A 16497-nucleotide genomic window follows, 5' to 3' on the forward strand; every position below is an offset into this window, starting at 1 on the left:
TGCCGGCACCTGATTTCAGCGTACCAGGCCGCGCGCGAGATCGGCTTTCAGATCGTCCACCGACTCCAGACCCACAGCAATACGCAGCAGTCCATCGCTGATCCCGGAGGCGGCACGGGCCTCGGGCGAGATACGTCCATGGGTCGTGGTTGCCGGATGAGTGATGGTGGTCTTCGTATCACCCAGGTTGGCCGTGATCGAGATGACCCGGGTGGCATCGACCACCCGCCACGCTGCATCACGCCCGCCTTCGACCTCAAAACTGACGATGGCGCCACCGGTCTTTTGCTGGCGCATCGCCAGTTCGTGCTGCGGATGTGAAGGCAAACCGGGGTAGAACACCCGCGCCACACCCGGCTGCGTCTCCAGCCAGCTTGCCAGCGCAAGCGCGTTGGCCGACTGTGCTTCCATGCGGATCCGCAACGTCTCGAGGCCCTTCAGGATCACCCAGGCGTTGAACGGCGATAGGGTCGGGCCCGCCGTCCGCAGGAACTGGAACACCTTGTCGGTCACGACCTTTGCCCCCGCAACAGCACCACCGAGCACCCGGCCCTGGCCATCGAGATACTTGGTGGCGGAATGCACCACCACATCCGCGCCCAGATCCAGCGGCCGCTGCAAGGCCGGACTGCAGAAACAGTTATCCACCGCCAGGATCGCGCCTGCTTCGTGGGCAATCGCTGCAACGCCCGCGATATCGACCACCTCGGTCAGCGGATTCGATGGCGTCTCGATGAAGAACAGACGCGTGCTCGGGCGCACCGCAGCACGGTATGCCGCAAGATCGGTTGCCGGCACAAAGCTGGTCTCGATGCCAAACTTGCCCAGGATGTTTGTGAACAGCTGCTGGGTCGCGCCAAACAGCCCATTGGACGCCACGACATGATCACCCGCCTGCATCGTGCCCATCGCCAGCGACAGGATCGCCGACATACCCGAGGCGGTCGCCACGCAAGCCTCGGCCCCCTCCAGAGCGGCCAGCCTCTCCTGCATCGCGGTCACGGTGGGGTTGGAGAAACGGGCGTAGACGTTCCCCTCCTCCGTGCCCGAAAAACGTGCAGCAGCCTGTGCTGCACTCTCGAACACGAAGCTGGAGGTCAGATACATTGCCTCGCCGTGCTCGCCAAACTGGCTGCGGTGCGTGCCGGCGCGGATCGCCAGGGTATCGGGATGCCAGTCATCCATGTCGGGCAAGGTACTCATTGGTCGCGGCTGATCAGGTTGAGGTCGAGCTGCCCGTCCTCGCTGTCGTCGCGTGATGCTGGCTTTTCCTCACCACGCTGGTTCTCCACCCCGTTCAGGTACTCGGTGGTGATGTCACCGGTCACGTAGCAGCCGTCGAAACAGGAGGTCTCAAAGAAGCGGATCGACGGATTGAGCGCACTGACCGAGGCCTTGAGATCCTCGAGATCCTGATAAATCAGGCCATCGGCGCCAATCTGGCGGCAGATCTCGGCCTCGTCGCGATCACTGGCGATCAGCTCGCCACGGGTCGGCATGTCGATGCCATAGACATTGGCGTAGCGTACAGGGGGCGCGGCCGAAGCCATGTAGACCTTGGTCGCACCTGCTTCGCGCGCCATGTTGACGATTTCCTTGCTGGTCGTACCGCGGACAATGGAATCATCAACCAGCAGCACACTCTTGCCCTTGAATTCCTGGTGTATGGTGTTGAGCTTCTGACGCACCGACTTACGTCGTGTCGCCTGTCCCGGCATGATGAAGGTACGGCCGATGTAGCGGTTCTTCACAAAGCCTTCGCGATAGGGCAGATTGAGATGGTGCGCCATCTCCATCGCCGACGGCCTGCTGGAATCCGGAATCGGAATGACCACATCGATATGCACATGCGGCATGGTGCGCTTCATCTTGGCAGCAAGATACTCGCCCATCTTGACCCGCGACTCGTAGACCGACACACCGTCGATGATCGAATCCGGTCGTGCAAGGTAGACAAACTCGAACATGCACGGCGCTTCAACCGTCTTCTCGGCACATTGGCGACTGCGGAAATTACCTTCAACGTCAATCAGCACGGCCTCGCCCGGCGCCACATCGCGCAACAGCTTGAAACCGAGCACATCAACCGCCACCGACTCGGATGCAACCAGCCATTCAGTGCTGCCTTCGACATCATTGCGACCGATTACCAGCGGACGGATGCCATAGGGGTCACGGAAGGCGAGAAGACCATAGCCGGCGATCATCACCACTGCGGCGTATGCGCCTCGACAGCGCCGATGCACACCGGCCACGGCGCGGAACACCGCTTCTTCGTCCAGTTTGAGGCCGTTGGCTGCCGCCTGCAGTTCGTGCGCCAGCACGTTGAGCAACACCTCGGAATCCGAATTGGTGTTGATATGACGCAGGTCGGCGAGAAACATCTCGCGCTTGAGCTCTTCGGAATTGGTCAGATTGCCGTTATGTGCCAGCAGCAAGCCAAACGGCGAGTTGACGTAGAACGGCTGGGCCTCGGCGGCATTGTATGCAGACCCGGCGGTCGGGTAGCGAACATGGCCGATCCCCCAGTTGCCCGCAAGGTTGCGCATGTTGCGCGTACGAAACACGTCGCGCACCAGGCCAGAGCCCTTGTGCATGTGAAAACGCCCGCCTTCGGCGGTTGCAATCCCCGCAGCATCCTGACCGCGATGCTGCAGCACCTGCAAACCGTCGTAAAGCAACTGATTAACCGGGGAGGTCGCAACCACCCCAAGAATTCCGCACATGGAAACCCTGCCTATCTGAAACGAACTCTGTCGGCCACCGCATCCGGCAACCACGGTTTGGCAGCAATCACTGCCGTCTCCAGTGGAGGCGAGAACATCGCATTTGCCCACCAAGGCTCGCGCGACAGACCCAGCATACCTCCCACCAGCACTACCACCCAGGCAATCACCAAGCCCCGCGCCACACCGAAAAGTGCACCGAAGAACCGGTCGGTCGCCCCCAGACCTGCGGCCTTGAGCAACTCACGCAACAGGAAGCGCAAGAATGCCGCAAGCAGCAGGACCAGTACGAACACCAAGGCAAAGCCACCAATCTGCCGCCACGCGGGCTCGGCAATCAGGCCTTCAAGCGCCACGGTCGCTGCCACGTCGCCATACTGCCATGCAGCGACAAGTGCAGCGATCCAGGCTACAAGTGCCATGATCTCGCTGACCAGCCCACGCCACAAGCCCACGGCGGCGGACAAGCCCAGCACCGCCAGGAATACATAATCGAAAACCGTCATCGCAGAAAATCAGCGTACTGCAACGACCGCGTTGTGTCCCATCGCCTTCAGCCGGGACGCCATCGAATCCGCTTCTGCGCGGGTTGCGACCGGCCCTACCCGCACCCGCGTCATTGCACCAGCCTTTTCAGTGTAGGCGTTGTATCCCTGCTTTTTCAGTTCGGTCGCCAGTGCCGCCGCCTTGGCTGCATCGCTCACGGCGGCAACCTGGATGACCAGGGACTCGGCCTGAGCCGGCGTCTTGGGCACGGCGCCACCAGCCAGCAAGGCCTTGACGCGCTCGGCTTCGGCATCGGCCGGCTTAGGGGGAGGAGGCGCCGCGGTCGCGGGAGAAGATGCAAGCTCGGGCTTCTGGGCCGGATTTGCCGCAACAGTGGGGTTTGCAGGCGCAGCTGGTGCCACAGTAGCCGTCCTGGCCTCTGCGACCGGCGGCGAAGGGGGAGGACTTGTCTGCACCGAAGCCTGGGGTGCCTGTTCAACTGGAGCGGGCGCCACCTCGGGTTCAGCCGGACGTGCGGCAATCGGACGCGCCTGGTTGACCATCGCGTCACGCTCGGGGATGGAAATCTGGATATCCTGCGTCGAGACCTGCGGCTCCTGATCCATGGCCATCGGCAGGATGATGGCTGCGAGCAAAGCAAGCGCGGCCGCACCCACCAAGCGTCGGCGGGCGCGCTTCTTGATTTCGAGATTGTCAGCGTCGCTCACCGGGAGCCTCTTCAGTGACGTTCGGCGCGTAGCGTTGACAGCACTTCGGCCACGGTCAGAAATGAACCAAAGGCCAGAATTCTATCACCCTCGGCGGCACGATTCCGCGCTGCATCAAATGCCTTGGCAGGTGATTCGAAACAGCTTATGTCGCCCTTGACACCCGCAGTCCGCAGACGCAGCGCAAGCTCTTCAGCGATGAGCCCACGCGGCCCTGGCAGCGTGGCAAGCAACCAGTGATCGACGCGCTCATCCAGCCGCATGACCACGCCTTCGACATCCTTGTCGCCCAACATACCGAGCACAGCCCAGGTTTCAGGATAGAAGCCCATGCCGGAGAGATTCTCCGACAGCACCCCCGCCGCCTGTGGATTGTGTGCAACATCGAGCACCACCGCCGGTTTGCCAGGCAGCACCTGAAAACGCCCCGGCACATCGACCAGCATCAAACCCTGCCGGATCGACTGCATCGACACCGGGATTCGATCCCTGAGTGCATCCAGTGCAGTCATGACCGCTGCCGCGTTCAACAACTGATTGGCACCGCGCAGTGCCGGATAAGCCAGACCACCGCGTTTGACCAGACTGCCGCTGGCAGGCGTTGCCGCATAACGCCAGTAACCCCATTGCTGCCGATCACCGCCAAAACCAAAGTCACGACCACTGACCCACAATTGCGCGCCAATCGCGGCAGCATGATCCAGCAAGGACGCTGGCGGCTGGGGATCACCGCAAACCGCCGGGCGTCCGGAACGGAAAATACCGGCTTTCTCGAAGCCAATGGCCTCCCGGGTGTCACCAAGGTAATCCATGTGGTCCATCGCCACCCCGGTGACGATGGCACAGTCGGAGTCAAACACATTGACCGCGTCGAGCCTTCCACCGAGGCCGACCTCAAGGATGATGACGTCCAACCCCGCCCGGCAGAACACCGCCCAGGCCGCCAGCGTACCGTGCTCGAAATAAGTCAGCGGGGTCTCTCCCCTGGCACCCTCCACCGCGGCAAATCCATCGGCCAGTACCTCATCGTCCGCCTCCTTGCCGCCGAGCCGAACGCGCTCGTTATAGCGCAGCAGGTGCGGCGAGGTGTAGCAGCCGACTCGGTAGCCTTCTGCCAGCAGGATGGCCTCGAGCATGGCACAAGTCGAACCCTTGCCATTGGTTCCGCCAACGGTGATCACGACGGCGTCGGTGGAAAACCCGCAACGTGCCGCGACCTCAGCCACACGCTCAAGTCCGAGCTCGACCTTTTGTCCATGGCGCGCTTCCAGCAAATCCAGCCAGCCTTGAAGGCTCGCTGGCTGCGCAGTCTCACACTTCATCGACTCAAGCCTTGACCGACGGTTGCCGACCGAGCAATGCCAGCACCTCGGCAACCCGTTCACGCATCTCGCGGCGATCGACGATCATGTCGATGGCGCCTTTCTCAAGCAGAAACTCGGAACGCTGGAAACCTTCAGGCAACTTCTCGCGAACCGTCTGCTCGATAACGCGCGGCCCGGCAAAACCGATCAGGGCGCCAGGCTCCGCGATGACCACATCGCCCATGAACGCAAAGCTCGCCGAGACCCCACCCATGGTCGGGTCGGTCAGAATGGTCAGGAAAGGCAGTTTGCGCTCGGCAAGCTGGGTGATGGCTGCAGTGGTCTTGGCCATCTGCATCAAGGAGAACAGGCCTTCCTGCATCCGGGCACCACCTGTAGCCGTGATGCAGATGAAGGGCAGACGCTGCTCATAAGCAGCACGCGCGCCGCGAACGAAACGCTCGCCCACCACCGACCCCATGGACCCACCCAGGAACTCGAACTCAAAGCAGGCAACGACCACTGGCACCGTCAGGATCGCACCCTGCATGACCACCATCGCATCCGACTCGCCGGTGTCGGATGTCGCCGCCGAGAGGCGCTCGGGATACTTGCGCGAGTCCTTGAACTTGAGCGCATCGACCGGCAACACCTCTGCACCGATCTCGAAGCGCCCTTCAGGATCGAGCAGCAGATCCAGCCGGGTACGCGCCTTGATGCGCTGATGATGCCCGCACTTGGGGCACACGCTCATGTTGCTCTCGAGATCGGAGCGATAGAGCACCGCTTCGCAAGCCGTACACTTACTCCACAAGCCTTCTGGAATCGACTTGTTGCGCGCCGCAGCGTCGTTACGCTTGATCTTGGGCGGCAGGAGTTTCTGAAGCCAGCTCATTGTGCGCCTCCTGCGGGCTGATCGAGCGCGGCGCGGATACCACGAATGAAGCCCTCGACATTGGCGACGACCGCCTCTCGCGGGCTACGCTCGATTTCCTCGATGATTCGACTGCCGATCACGACGGCATCGGCGACCGCACCGATACGACGCGCGCTTTCGGCGTCACGGATCCCGAATCCGACCCCGACCGGCATGCCGACCGCCTTGCGGATGACGGGAATACGCCTCGCAACCTCGTCGAAATCGAGATGCCCCGCCCCGGTCACACCCTTTAGCGAAACGTAGTAGATATAGCCACTACCCGCCTCGGCGACATCGCGGAAACGCTGTTCGGAGGATGTCGGCGCCAGCAGGAAAATAGGATCAAGCCCGACCGACTTCACGACCGAGGCGAAGTTTGCGCACTCTTCGGGCGGATAGTCCACCACCAGCACTCCATCAACCCCGGCCTCGCTGGCCACCGCCGCAAAGGCTTGCACGCCCATGGCTTCGATCGGATTGGCATAGCCCATGAGCACGACCGGGGTGGTCACGTCAGTCTCGCGGAAAGTGCGTACGATCGCCAGCACCTTGCGCAGGCTCATACCGCCCGCGAGGGCTCGCTCCGAGGCACGCTGAATCGTCGGTCCGTCCGCCATCGGGTCGGAAAAGGGCACGCCCAGCTCGATGATGTCCGCGCCACCGGCGACCAGTGCGTGCATCAAGGGCACGGTCAGCTCGCCATCGGGGTCGCCCGCGGTAATGAAAGGGATCAGCGCCTTGCGGCCATCGGCCTGCAGACGCGCAAAAGTACTCTGGATTTTCGACATAGTGGAATCCCGCGATGCGGGCCGTCGGCGACGACCCGCTGCAGCTTAGAACTGGATGCCCGAACGCTCGGCGACAGTATGCATGTCCTTGTCGCCCCGACCGGACAGATTCACCAGCAGGACACGATCCTTGGGCAGAGTCGGTGCCAGCTTGGCTGCGTAGGCCAGCGCATGCGATGACTCGAGCGCCGGAATGATGCCTTCGAAACGACACAGGTCATGAAAGGCCTTGAGCGCCTCTTCGTCAGTAATGCCGACATATTCGGCACGCCCGGAATCCTTGAGCAGCGCATGCTCCGGACCGACTCCGGGGTAATCCAGGCCAGCCGAGATCGAATGCGTTTCGGTGATCTGGCCGTCCTCGTTCTGCAGCAGATACGTGCGATTACCGTGGAGCACACCCGGAACACCCGCACTGAGCGAAGCAGCATGGCGGCCGGTCTCGATACCATCGCCTGCGGCCTCCACACCGATCAACTGGACACCGTCGACGCCGATATAAGGATGGAAGATTCCGATCGCGTTCGAACCGCCTCCCACGCAGGCAATCACGTAGTCTGGCTGACGCCCAGCCATTTCCGGCATCTGTACCAGGCACTCCTTGCCGATCACGGTCTGAAAATCGCGCACCATCATCGGATACGGGTGTGGTCCGGCAACCGTGCCAATGATATAAAAAGTGTTGCCAACATTGGTCACCCAGTCACGCATGGCTTCATTGAGGGCATCCTTCAAGGTCTTGGAGCCAGACTCAACCGGCACCACCGTCGCCCCCAGCAACTTCATGCGGTAGACGTTGGCTGCCTGGCGCTTGACGTCCTCTGCGCCCATGTACACCACGCATTCCATCCCGTAGCGCGCAGCCACGGTCGCAGTCGCCACCCCGTGCTGCCCGGCACCGGTCTCGGCGATCACCCGCGGCTTGCCCATCCGCCGAGCTACCAGCGCCTGACCGATGCAGTTGTTAACCTTGTGCGCACCAGTGTGGTTCAGATCCTCTCGCTTCAGATAGATCTGCGCACCACCCAGCAGGTTCGACCACCGTTTGGCATGATAGATCGGGCTGGGGCGACCGACATAATGCTTGAGTTCGTACTCGAACTCGGCCACGAAGGCGGGATCCGCCATACACTCGGCGTAGGCCGTACGCAACTCATCAAGCGCCGGAATCAGCGTTTCAGCGACGAAAATCCCGCCGTACGGGCCGAAATGCCCACGATCATCCGGAAACTGGTACTGCATGTCAGCCATCTGCATCTCGAACTCCGGCAATAAACGCAGCCACCTTGGCCGCATCCTTGATTCCCTTGGCCGACTCCACGCCGCTGGAGACATCAACCGCAAAAGGGCGAATCCGTCTAACGGCTTCGCCCACATTATCGGGGTCGAGCCCCCCGGACAGCACCAGGGGCCGCGACAATCCATCAGGAATCAGGGACCAATCGAAAGTCTTGCCACCCCCACCGTATCCGTCCACAAAGGCATCGAGCAAGATACCCCGCGCACCGGGATGGCGAAACGCGAATTCTACCAGATCGATCCCGGGACGCACTCGTGCAGCCTTGATCCAGGGGCGACCATACTGTGCACACTCTACCTCGGACTCATCCCCATGAAACTGCAGTAGCTGCAACGGCACCTGCTGCAAGGCTTGCTGAACGAAGGCGGGTGCCGGATTCACGAACAAGCCGACGGCCGAAACAAAAGGCGGAAGTTCGGCCGCCAGCGCAGCCGCCTGATCGAACCCGACATTACGCGGACTGGGCGGATAGAACACGAAACCGATCGCATCGGCACCGGCCATGACCGCCGCGCGGACATCCTGCGGCCGGGTCAGGCCACAGATCTTGATTCGGGTACGTGACATTCAGAGTAGTGGAAGCTGAGGCAGCGCGATGATACGCCCATCGCCGGGCAGCGACCAGTTTGGTGGATAGCTGACACCGCAGAGATACAGCCCGGCAGGCTCGAAGGTTGGCGCCGCCCGCACCCGGTCACGCGTCTGCAGCAACGCCTCTATCCACGCCGGCGGGTAATGTCCCTTACCCACATACACCAGGGCACCAACCAGATTGCGCACCATATGGTGGAGGAAGGCGCTAGCCCGGAAATCGAAGGCGATGTACTGCCCCACACGTGTCACCCTGGCATCGCGCATCACCTTGATGGGCGACTTGGCCTGGCAGGCAGCTGCACGGAAGGCAGAAAAGTCATGCGTGCCGATCAAGCGCGTGGCGGCATCCGCCATCAAGGTTTCATCGAGCGGAACGTGAAACCAGCCGACTTTACCCGCCAGTATCGCAGGGCGAGTGGGCGAATTGAACAGGATGTAGCGATATGTCCGCTCATAAGCAAGAAAACGGGCATGAAACGTCTCATCCACCTCGCGCGCCCAACGCACCACAACCGAGGGCGGCAAATGGGTATTGACACCACGCACCCAGGCAGACATGGGGCGCACTGCTGTGGTATCGAAATGGGTCACCTGCGCGGTGGCATGTACACCGGTATCCGTCCGCCCGGCAACCTGCGTCTTGACCCGCTCGCCTGCAATCGACGAGACAGCGCGCTCAAGCACGTCCTGTACGGTCCGGCCATGGCGCTGCGCCTGCCAGCCCTCGAACATATCTCCAGCATACTCGACACCCAGCACAATCCTTACCACGCCCACCACCCTATCACGGCTATAAGCCCTGCCAACACCAAACCATCACGCCACCCCATGTATTCGTGCGACAGATGCACCGGCGCCTGCAACTCCCCCTCCTCCATCAACCAGGTACGCCAGTCATGCCGCCCGCCACGTGCATCATCCACATAGCGCAATACCAGCATCAGGCGCAGCGCCAGTCTCTCGGTCGGCAAACCGGAAAACCGCAGGGGACGGAAAAGCGCATGCAACCCGCTCACCAGACGGTCTGTCGGCAAGTGCTGCAGCAACATCGCCACGCAGCACATCACCACCAGCAAGCGCGCACTGTGCGTCAGGGCCAGGCCCACCCCTTCGCGAGTCGGGCTGAGCGAGGGCCAAGCGGCAAGCAAGGCCTCTCCCGGCGTAAACCAGGCAAACAGCAGGATGATCGCCAGAAAAAGTACCCGAACTCGTCGTATCAACCTGCCGATCCGGACCCGGGCCGCCACGAGGGCGAGCAGCAGCGCCGCAACTGTCAGCAAAAGCAGCGCACGCCCATCCAGAAGCTGGACCGAGGCAACCCCGCACCCCCACAAGAACAGAATCAGGCCCGCATGCATGAAAAAAGTAAAACGCCATCGCCGGACAACAGTCCGGCGATGGCGTCTGAACGAAACCTCAACCCAGTTTTTCGATCAATGCGCGCGCTGCCTCCTGTTGCGCAGGCGCACCTTCGGCGAGCACTTCCTGCAACAGTTCCAGTGCCCCTTCCTTGTCCCCCATCTCGTCATAGGCCCTCGCCAACTCAAGCTTGGTCTCGACTTCACTGTCGAGCGGCGCATCGTTTGCCGTAGTCAGGGCAGGCTCGGAAACGGGAGTTGTGCCAGACTCTGCAACGTCCTCGGATGGCTCGAGGTCAAGATCGAAACTGGTCAGATCCAGCCCTGCCGGCTGCGCTGCCGCAGGCGCGTCGACCGTTGGCGATTCGAGATCAAAATCGAAATCGAGCAGACTGTTATCAAAGCTGGTCTTCTCCAGATCCACGACAGCATCATCCTCTGCAGCCAGATCTTCAGCCTGAATGACTGTTGCACTCATGTCGAAGGCCGGCTTGTCATCGTCTCCGCCGAGGGACGGCAGATCGAACTCAAGTGCCGGCACCTCAGTGGGCGTCGGAGCAGATGCAACTGCGAAGCTCGCGGTCGTATCAAGCTCCTGGACCGCGGGTGCCTCATCCAGCGTGACCTCGTCTCCGCCAAGATCAAAATCCAGCCCCGAGTCCGACATCACGTCCTTGGCGGCAGCCACCTCCTGCGCCAGTTCGCCACCTGCCACATCGGAAGCCGGCTCAGGTGAGACCTCGACCGGCGATTCGTCCAGTCCAAGATCGAAATCAATCGTTCCGGTCTGCTCCAGCGAATGATCCTCAGTTGCCAGATCGAAGGCTTGTGAAGGATCACGCCCTGCATCGAGCTGAGCCTCGATCTGCTCGACCTCGGCCGCTGCCTGTCCCAACTCACCGGGCATGGTCCAGGTATCCTTGAACTGCGAAGGACTTGGCTCGATTCCACCCGTCGTGGTGAAGTCAAGACTGGACAGCGCCGGCCCAGACTCCTCGCCAGCCTCGTCCTCGACCAATGTCGCTGCCGACGCCGCCCCTGCAGCGGAAACCACCGTCGCTGCAACGGCCGCAAGCGGCACTCCACCCGGCGGCAACTCGGTCTTCGGCGCCACCGAACGCTCGGCCTCGACCGGTGCTGCGCTATAAAGCGGATTGTCAGGGTCAAGCTTGCGTCCCATTGCGGCCGCCTTGTCCCAATCGCTGCCCTGCCCGCCTGTTCTGGCATAGAGTTCGGTAGCGGTCGTCTCGAATGGCTTCAGATGCTGACGCTGGGCGTGGATTTCCAGCAACTTCAAATAGATCGCAGCCCGGTTCGGATCGGCCTTCAAGGCATCCTCGAGAATCTCCTCGGCCTGGGCGTCACGGCCGTAAGCCATGTAGACGTCCGCTTCCGCCACCGGATCAACCCCTTCATCGGCATCGATCGCCGACAGTCCGGACTGGCTGAAATCTGTCTGAAGGATGCTGCTGTTGCCGGTATCGACGCTCTGCCCACCCGTTGCGCCGAAAACGGCACTTGTATCAGGCGGGAACTCGCTCATCAGGGCCGAGCTATCCAACTGCTGCGCAGCCTGCTTGCGTTGGCGTGCGCGATACAGCGCAAACGCAATCAACAAGGCCAGCACACCTCCACCAGCGCCCAGCATCGCAGGATCCGCCGACAAGGACGAAAGGAAGTCCGGATCAGGTTCCGGTTCCGGCTGCGGAGCGACTTGAGGCCGCGGCTGTGGTTTCGGCGGCTCAGCCACCGGAGCAGCAGGCTGCGCTGGCGCAGGCTCAACCACGACGGGTGGGGTTGCATCCGCCGCAGGCGGTGTGGACTCGGCTGCAGGCGGAGTGGGAACCGCCGCAGGCGGCACCTCGGCAGCAAGCGGCGCGGCGGGAGGCGGAGCCTGCACTGCCGGGGGCTCAAGCGTTACGGGCGCGCCTTGCTGCTGCAGCTGAGCCAAGGACTGATTACGCAACTCGAGCAGCTTCTGCAACTCACGAATACTGGTCTCAAGCTGCGCAAGACGGGCGTTGGCTTCTTCCAACCCTTTCTCACGCGCAATCAACTCCTCCTCAAGCGCCTGCAAACGACCCGTGGCACCCACGTCACCCGATGCATCGGGCGTCGGCTGGGTTTTGGAGACCTGCAGACGATCGCTGGTCTCAGCACGCTCGGCGGCGTCATCCACCCGCGGCACGATCGTCCCGGCGCTTGCCTGGGCAGCCGGCGCCGGTTCAGCGGCACGCGTGCTGACGGCCCCCGCAAGGCGCTGGCGATAGGCTTCGAAATCTGCCGCCTGAGCCAGGATCTCCTTGCGCGCTTCGGCCGGCGAAGTCTGACGGGCGACCTCCGCGGAGGGCACCGACAACACAGCCCCTGCGCGCAGACGATTGATGTTCTCTCCGTCAAACGCCGACGGGTTGGCCCGGAACAGCGCAACCAGCATCTGATCGAGACTCGTGCCTTCGTGCCGGTTCTGCTCGGCAATACGGCGTAGCGTGTCACCCCGCTGAACGGTGTACCGGTCGGCAACCGGGCGTGGCGCGGTCGCAACGGCCGGTGCTGACGGTGGACGCGCGATTGCAGGCGAAGGAGAAACCGGAGCGGCAACCGGCTTGGGCGGCGCAATATCAACCGGATCAAGCAGGAAGGTGTATTCGCGAGACAGACGGCCCGACTCCCAGTTCAACTCGATGAGCAAGCCCACGAACGGCTCGCTGATCGGCCGGTCACTGGTGAGCCTCACCACCGGGCGCGAGCCTTGTTGGTCGACGGATACCCGGATGCCTGTCATGAAACCGGGGTAAGGAATATTGGCCTGACGGAACGCGTCCGGCGGCGCAATCCGCGCCGTGATCGACTGCAACTCCTGCGGCGTCGCGCTCAGTTGTATCTCGGCGCGCAGCGGCTGCCCCAAGCCACTGAAAACATTGATCTGCCCAAGCCCGGCCGCGAAACCTCCGAGCGGATAGGAGGCGATCGCAGCTGCGATCAGGGATGCCCTTAGCGACGTTTTCATAGTTATCCTCAAACCACGCTCCCCTTTACCCGTCCAGCAAAGGACGCTACATCATGGACTTGGTTTAGCAATCTAGCATTATTTTTAACTAGCTGCACCAACTCTTTAATACTAAAGAGGAAAGGCTCCACTCACGAACGCCCTTGACAGCGCATCCGAAACGACACTCAGGCCTGTGCCAGCACAAGCACACACAAGCCATAAACGCACCCTAAGTCATAGACCATGATTCGCAGGATGGCTGGTAAGACACTGAAAACATGAAGGATCGGCCCTTCCCCGGAGCGCCAACCCTGCAGCGTGCCACAACACACCTGCCGCGGCACGCTGATGGCTTATCAGTCCTCGATGAGGATGCGCAGCATGCGGCGCAGCGGCTCTGCAGCCCCCCACAGCAACTGATCACCTACGGTAAATGCGCCCAGGTAATCGTTGCCCATCGCGAGCTTGTGCAGACGTCCGACAGGCACCGTCAGCGTGCCGGTAACCGCCGCTGGCGTCAGCTCGCGCTCGGAAATCTCACGATCATTGGGCACAACCTTCACCCAGTCGTTGGCCGAAGCGATGATGGCGGTGACTTCGTCGAGTGGCACATCCTTCTTCAACTTGATGGTCAGCCCCTGCGAGTGACAGCGCATGGCACCAATACGGACGCACAGACCGTCGATCGGGATGCTGCCCGCGCTGCGGAAAGCCGGCTTGCCCAGGATCTTGTTGCACTCCGCGCCGCCCTTCCACTCCTCCTTGGACTGACCGTTGTCCACCGGCACATCGATCCAGGGAATCAGGCTGCCAGCCAAGGGCGTATTGCGGAAGTTCTTCTTCGGAAAGGCATCAGAGCGGATGGTTTCGGCCACCTTGCGATCGATATCGAGGATGGCCGATGCCGGATCAGCCAGCAGATCGGCGACCGAGGCGTGAATGGTGCCCATTTGCGAAATCAGCTCACGCATGTTCTGTGCGCCAGCGCCCGAAGCCGCCTGGTAGGTCATTGCCGACACCCACTCGACCAGGTCGTGCTTGAACAGGCCACCCAGGCCCATCAGCATCAAGGACACCGTGCAATTGCCGCCGATCCAGTCCTTGCCGCCCTTGGCAAGCGCATCCTTGATCACATGCATGTTGACCGGGTCAAGAATGATCACCGCATCATCAGCCATGCGCAGCGCCGACGCCGCATCGATCCAGTGGCCATTCCAGCCGGCTGCACGCAGCTTCGGGTACACCTCCTTGGTGTAATCACCGCCCTGGCAGGTAATGATGATCTCGCAAGCCTTGAGCGCATCAATGCTCATTGCATCCTGCAAGGGCAATGCAGCTTCCTTGCCACCGAACACCGGTGCCTTGCCCCCTGCGGCAGAGGTCGAGAAATACACCGGCTCGATATGGGCGAAGTCACCTTCATCCACCATGCGTTGCATCAGCACCGAGCCTACCATCCCACGCCAGCCAACCAGACCCACTCGCTTCATCATGTCACCTCGAATCAATGAACCTTACAGCGCCGCAAGTACCGCGTCGCCCATCTCCTTCGTCCCTACCCGCTTGGTCCCCGGCTCATAGATGTCACCGGTACGGTAGCCCTGCGCGAGAACCTTCTTGACTGCGGTTTCGATACGCGTCGCCGCGACTTCCTCGTTAAAGGTGTAGCGCAGCATCATCGCAGCAGAAAGAATGGTCGCCAGCGGATTGGCCACGCCCTTGCCGGCGATATCAGGCGCCGAACCATGCGAAGGCTCGTACAAGCCCTTGTTGTTGGCGTCCAGCGAGGCCGACGGCAGCATCCCGATCGAACCCGTCAGCATCGAGGCCTCATCCGACAGAATGTCGCCAAACATGTTGCCCGTCACCATCACATCGAACTGCTTGGGATTACGCACCAGCTGCATCGCAGCGTTGTCTACCAGCATGTGCGAGAGCTCCACATCCGGGAAGTCCTTTGCCATTTCCTCGGCGATGTCGCGCCACAACTGGGTGGTTTCGAGCACGTTCATCTTGTCCACCGAGCACAGCTTCTTGCCACGCTTCTGCGCCGCCTCGAAAGCCACCTTGAGAATGCGGCGGATCTCGTACTCGGCATAGATCATGGTGTTCCAGCCGACGCGCTGCGCAGTGCCGTTGACGTCGCGCATCTCGATGCCACGAGGCTGGCCGAAGTAGATGTCACCGGTCAGCTCGCGCACGATCAGGATGTCCAGACCCGCCACCACCTCAGGCTTCAGCGTGGACGCATTGGCCAGCTCGGGGTACAGGATCGCCGGGCGCAGGTTGGCGAACAGATTGAGATCCTTGCGGATACCAAGCAAACCACGTTCCGGGCGCTGTTCGCGCGGCAACGTGTCCCACTTGGGCCCGCCCACCGCGCCGAGCAACACCGCGTCGGCTTCACGTGCCAGCTTCTGCGTGGCTTCTGGATAGGGACTCCCCGTGGCATCCACCGCCCCACCGCCGAGCAGGGCATGCTCAAGCTCGAATTTCAGATCAAGCGCACCGAGCACGCGAACGGCTTCAGCCATGATCTCGGGACCGATACCATCACCCGGCAATACGCAAATCTTCATCGGTTCGTCTTCCTTGGTTCGTCGAGCCAACGCGGCTCAGGCAAAGTAATAGGGATGTTCTGTCCGACGCTTCGCTTCGAAAGCGCGGATCTTTTCGGCATGGCGCAGGGTCAGGCCAATATCGTCCCAACCGTTGAGCAGGCATTCCTTGCGGAAAGGATCGATATCAAAGGTGATGACCTTGCCATCCGGCCGGGTAATGGTCTGTGCCGCCAGATCAACGGCCAGTCGGTAACCCGGACTTGCCTCGCACTGAGCAAACAGCACATCGACTTCAGCTGCATCGAGCTTGATCGGCAGCAGGCCATTCTTGAAGCTGTTGTTGAAGAAGATGTCGGCAAAACTCGGGCCGATCAGCACTCGGAAACCATAATCCTCCAACGCCCAGGGCGCATGCTCGCGCGAACTGCCACAACCGAAATTGTCGCGGGTCAGCAGGATCTGCGCCCCCTGATAACGGGGCTGATTGAGCACGAAGTCCGGGTTCAGCGGGCGGGCACTGCAATCCTGACCCGGCTGCCCGACGTCCAGATAACGCCACTCGTCAAAAGCATTGGGACCGAAGCCACTGCGCTTGATCGACTTCAGGAACTGCTTGGGGATGATCGCATCGGTATCGACATTGGCGCGATCAAGCGGGGCGACCAGCCCATCAAGTTGAGTAAAGGGATTCATCGTTTCACTGCCTCCGGATGGCCTGGCCATCCTGTTCGATTCGAGATC

Annotated in this window: 15 protein-coding genes; all 15 read right to left on the bottom strand. The window is 61.6% G+C overall.

Annotation, left to right across the window (positions count from 1 at the left end):
- Positions 1–15: 15 nt before the first annotated feature.
- Complete coding sequence (locus DNK49_RS10810; RefSeq protein ID WP_424445083.1) at positions 16–1203, bottom strand: O-succinylhomoserine sulfhydrylase; 1188 nt, start codon at positions 1201–1203, stop codon at positions 16–18.
- Positions 1200–2726 (bottom strand): amidophosphoribosyltransferase, encoded by a 1527-nt coding sequence (gene purF, locus DNK49_RS10815; RefSeq protein ID WP_110524394.1) that lies wholly within the window; start codon positions 2724–2726, stop codon positions 1200–1202. Before purF ends, DNK49_RS10810 begins: the two co-directional genes overlap by 4 nt.
- Positions 2727–2737: 11 nt before the next feature.
- Positions 2738–3232 carry a CvpA family protein gene (locus tag DNK49_RS10820; RefSeq protein ID WP_110524396.1) on the bottom strand — a complete coding sequence of 165 codons (495 nt, stop codon included), beginning with the start codon at positions 3230–3232 and terminating at the stop codon, positions 2738–2740.
- A gap of 9 nt (positions 3233–3241) precedes the next feature.
- Positions 3242–3940: an SPOR domain-containing protein gene (locus DNK49_RS10825; RefSeq protein ID WP_110524398.1), complete on the bottom strand. Its 699-nt coding sequence runs from the start codon at positions 3938–3940 to the stop codon at positions 3242–3244.
- 11 nt (positions 3941–3951) lie between these two features.
- The gene (gene folC / locus DNK49_RS10830; protein ID WP_110524400.1) at positions 3952–5262 is read right to left on the bottom strand and encodes a bifunctional tetrahydrofolate synthase/dihydrofolate synthase; all 1311 of its coding nucleotides are present in this window, start codon (positions 5260–5262) and stop codon (positions 3952–3954) included.
- 4 nt (positions 5263–5266) lie between these two features.
- A complete protein-coding gene (gene accD, locus DNK49_RS10835) occupies positions 5267–6139 on the bottom strand; it encodes an acetyl-CoA carboxylase, carboxyltransferase subunit beta (RefSeq protein ID WP_110524403.1) in 873 nt (290 codons plus the stop codon).
- Entirely contained in the window at positions 6136–6951 is an 816-nt protein-coding gene (gene trpA, locus DNK49_RS10840) for a tryptophan synthase subunit alpha (protein ID WP_110524405.1), read from the bottom strand. The genes accD and trpA overlap by 4 nt, the downstream gene beginning before the upstream one ends.
- 45 nt (positions 6952–6996) lie before the next feature.
- Positions 6997–8208, bottom strand: coding sequence for a tryptophan synthase subunit beta (gene trpB, locus DNK49_RS10845; protein WP_110524407.1), 1212 nt, complete (start codon positions 8206–8208; stop codon positions 6997–6999).
- Positions 8195–8818: a phosphoribosylanthranilate isomerase gene (locus DNK49_RS10850; RefSeq protein WP_110524409.1), complete on the bottom strand. Its 624-nt coding sequence runs from the start codon at positions 8816–8818 to the stop codon at positions 8195–8197. Before DNK49_RS10850 ends, trpB begins: the two co-directional genes overlap by 14 nt.
- On the bottom strand, positions 8819–9616 hold the full coding sequence (truA, locus tag DNK49_RS10855) for a tRNA pseudouridine(38-40) synthase TruA (RefSeq protein WP_110524596.1): 798 nt from the start codon (positions 9614–9616) through the stop codon (positions 8819–8821).
- The gene (locus DNK49_RS10860) at positions 9610–10203 is read right to left on the bottom strand and encodes a CbiQ family ECF transporter T component (protein WP_110524411.1); all 594 of its coding nucleotides are present in this window, start codon (positions 10201–10203) and stop codon (positions 9610–9612) included. Before DNK49_RS10860 ends, truA begins: the two co-directional genes overlap by 7 nt.
- 58 nt (positions 10204–10261) lie before the next feature.
- Complete coding sequence (locus DNK49_RS10865) at positions 10262–13213, bottom strand: motility hub landmark protein FimV (protein ID WP_110524413.1); 2952 nt, start codon at positions 13211–13213, stop codon at positions 10262–10264.
- 338 nt (positions 13214–13551) lie between these two features.
- Positions 13552–14685, bottom strand: coding sequence for an aspartate-semialdehyde dehydrogenase (asd, locus tag DNK49_RS10870; RefSeq protein ID WP_110524598.1), 1134 nt, complete (start codon positions 14683–14685; stop codon positions 13552–13554).
- A gap of 24 nt (positions 14686–14709) precedes the next feature.
- Positions 14710–15774, bottom strand: a complete 1065-nt coding sequence (leuB, locus tag DNK49_RS10875; protein WP_110524415.1) for a 3-isopropylmalate dehydrogenase — start codon at positions 15772–15774, stop codon at positions 14710–14712.
- Between the two features lie 36 nt (positions 15775–15810).
- Complete coding sequence (leuD, locus tag DNK49_RS10880; protein WP_110524417.1) at positions 15811–16449, bottom strand: 3-isopropylmalate dehydratase small subunit; 639 nt, start codon at positions 16447–16449, stop codon at positions 15811–15813.
- Positions 16450–16497 lie beyond the last annotated feature (48 nt).

It is taken from the genome of Parazoarcus communis SWub3 = DSM 12120, assembly GCF_003226565.1.
Taxonomy (GTDB): Bacteria; Pseudomonadota; Gammaproteobacteria; order Burkholderiales; family Rhodocyclaceae; genus Parazoarcus; species Parazoarcus communis.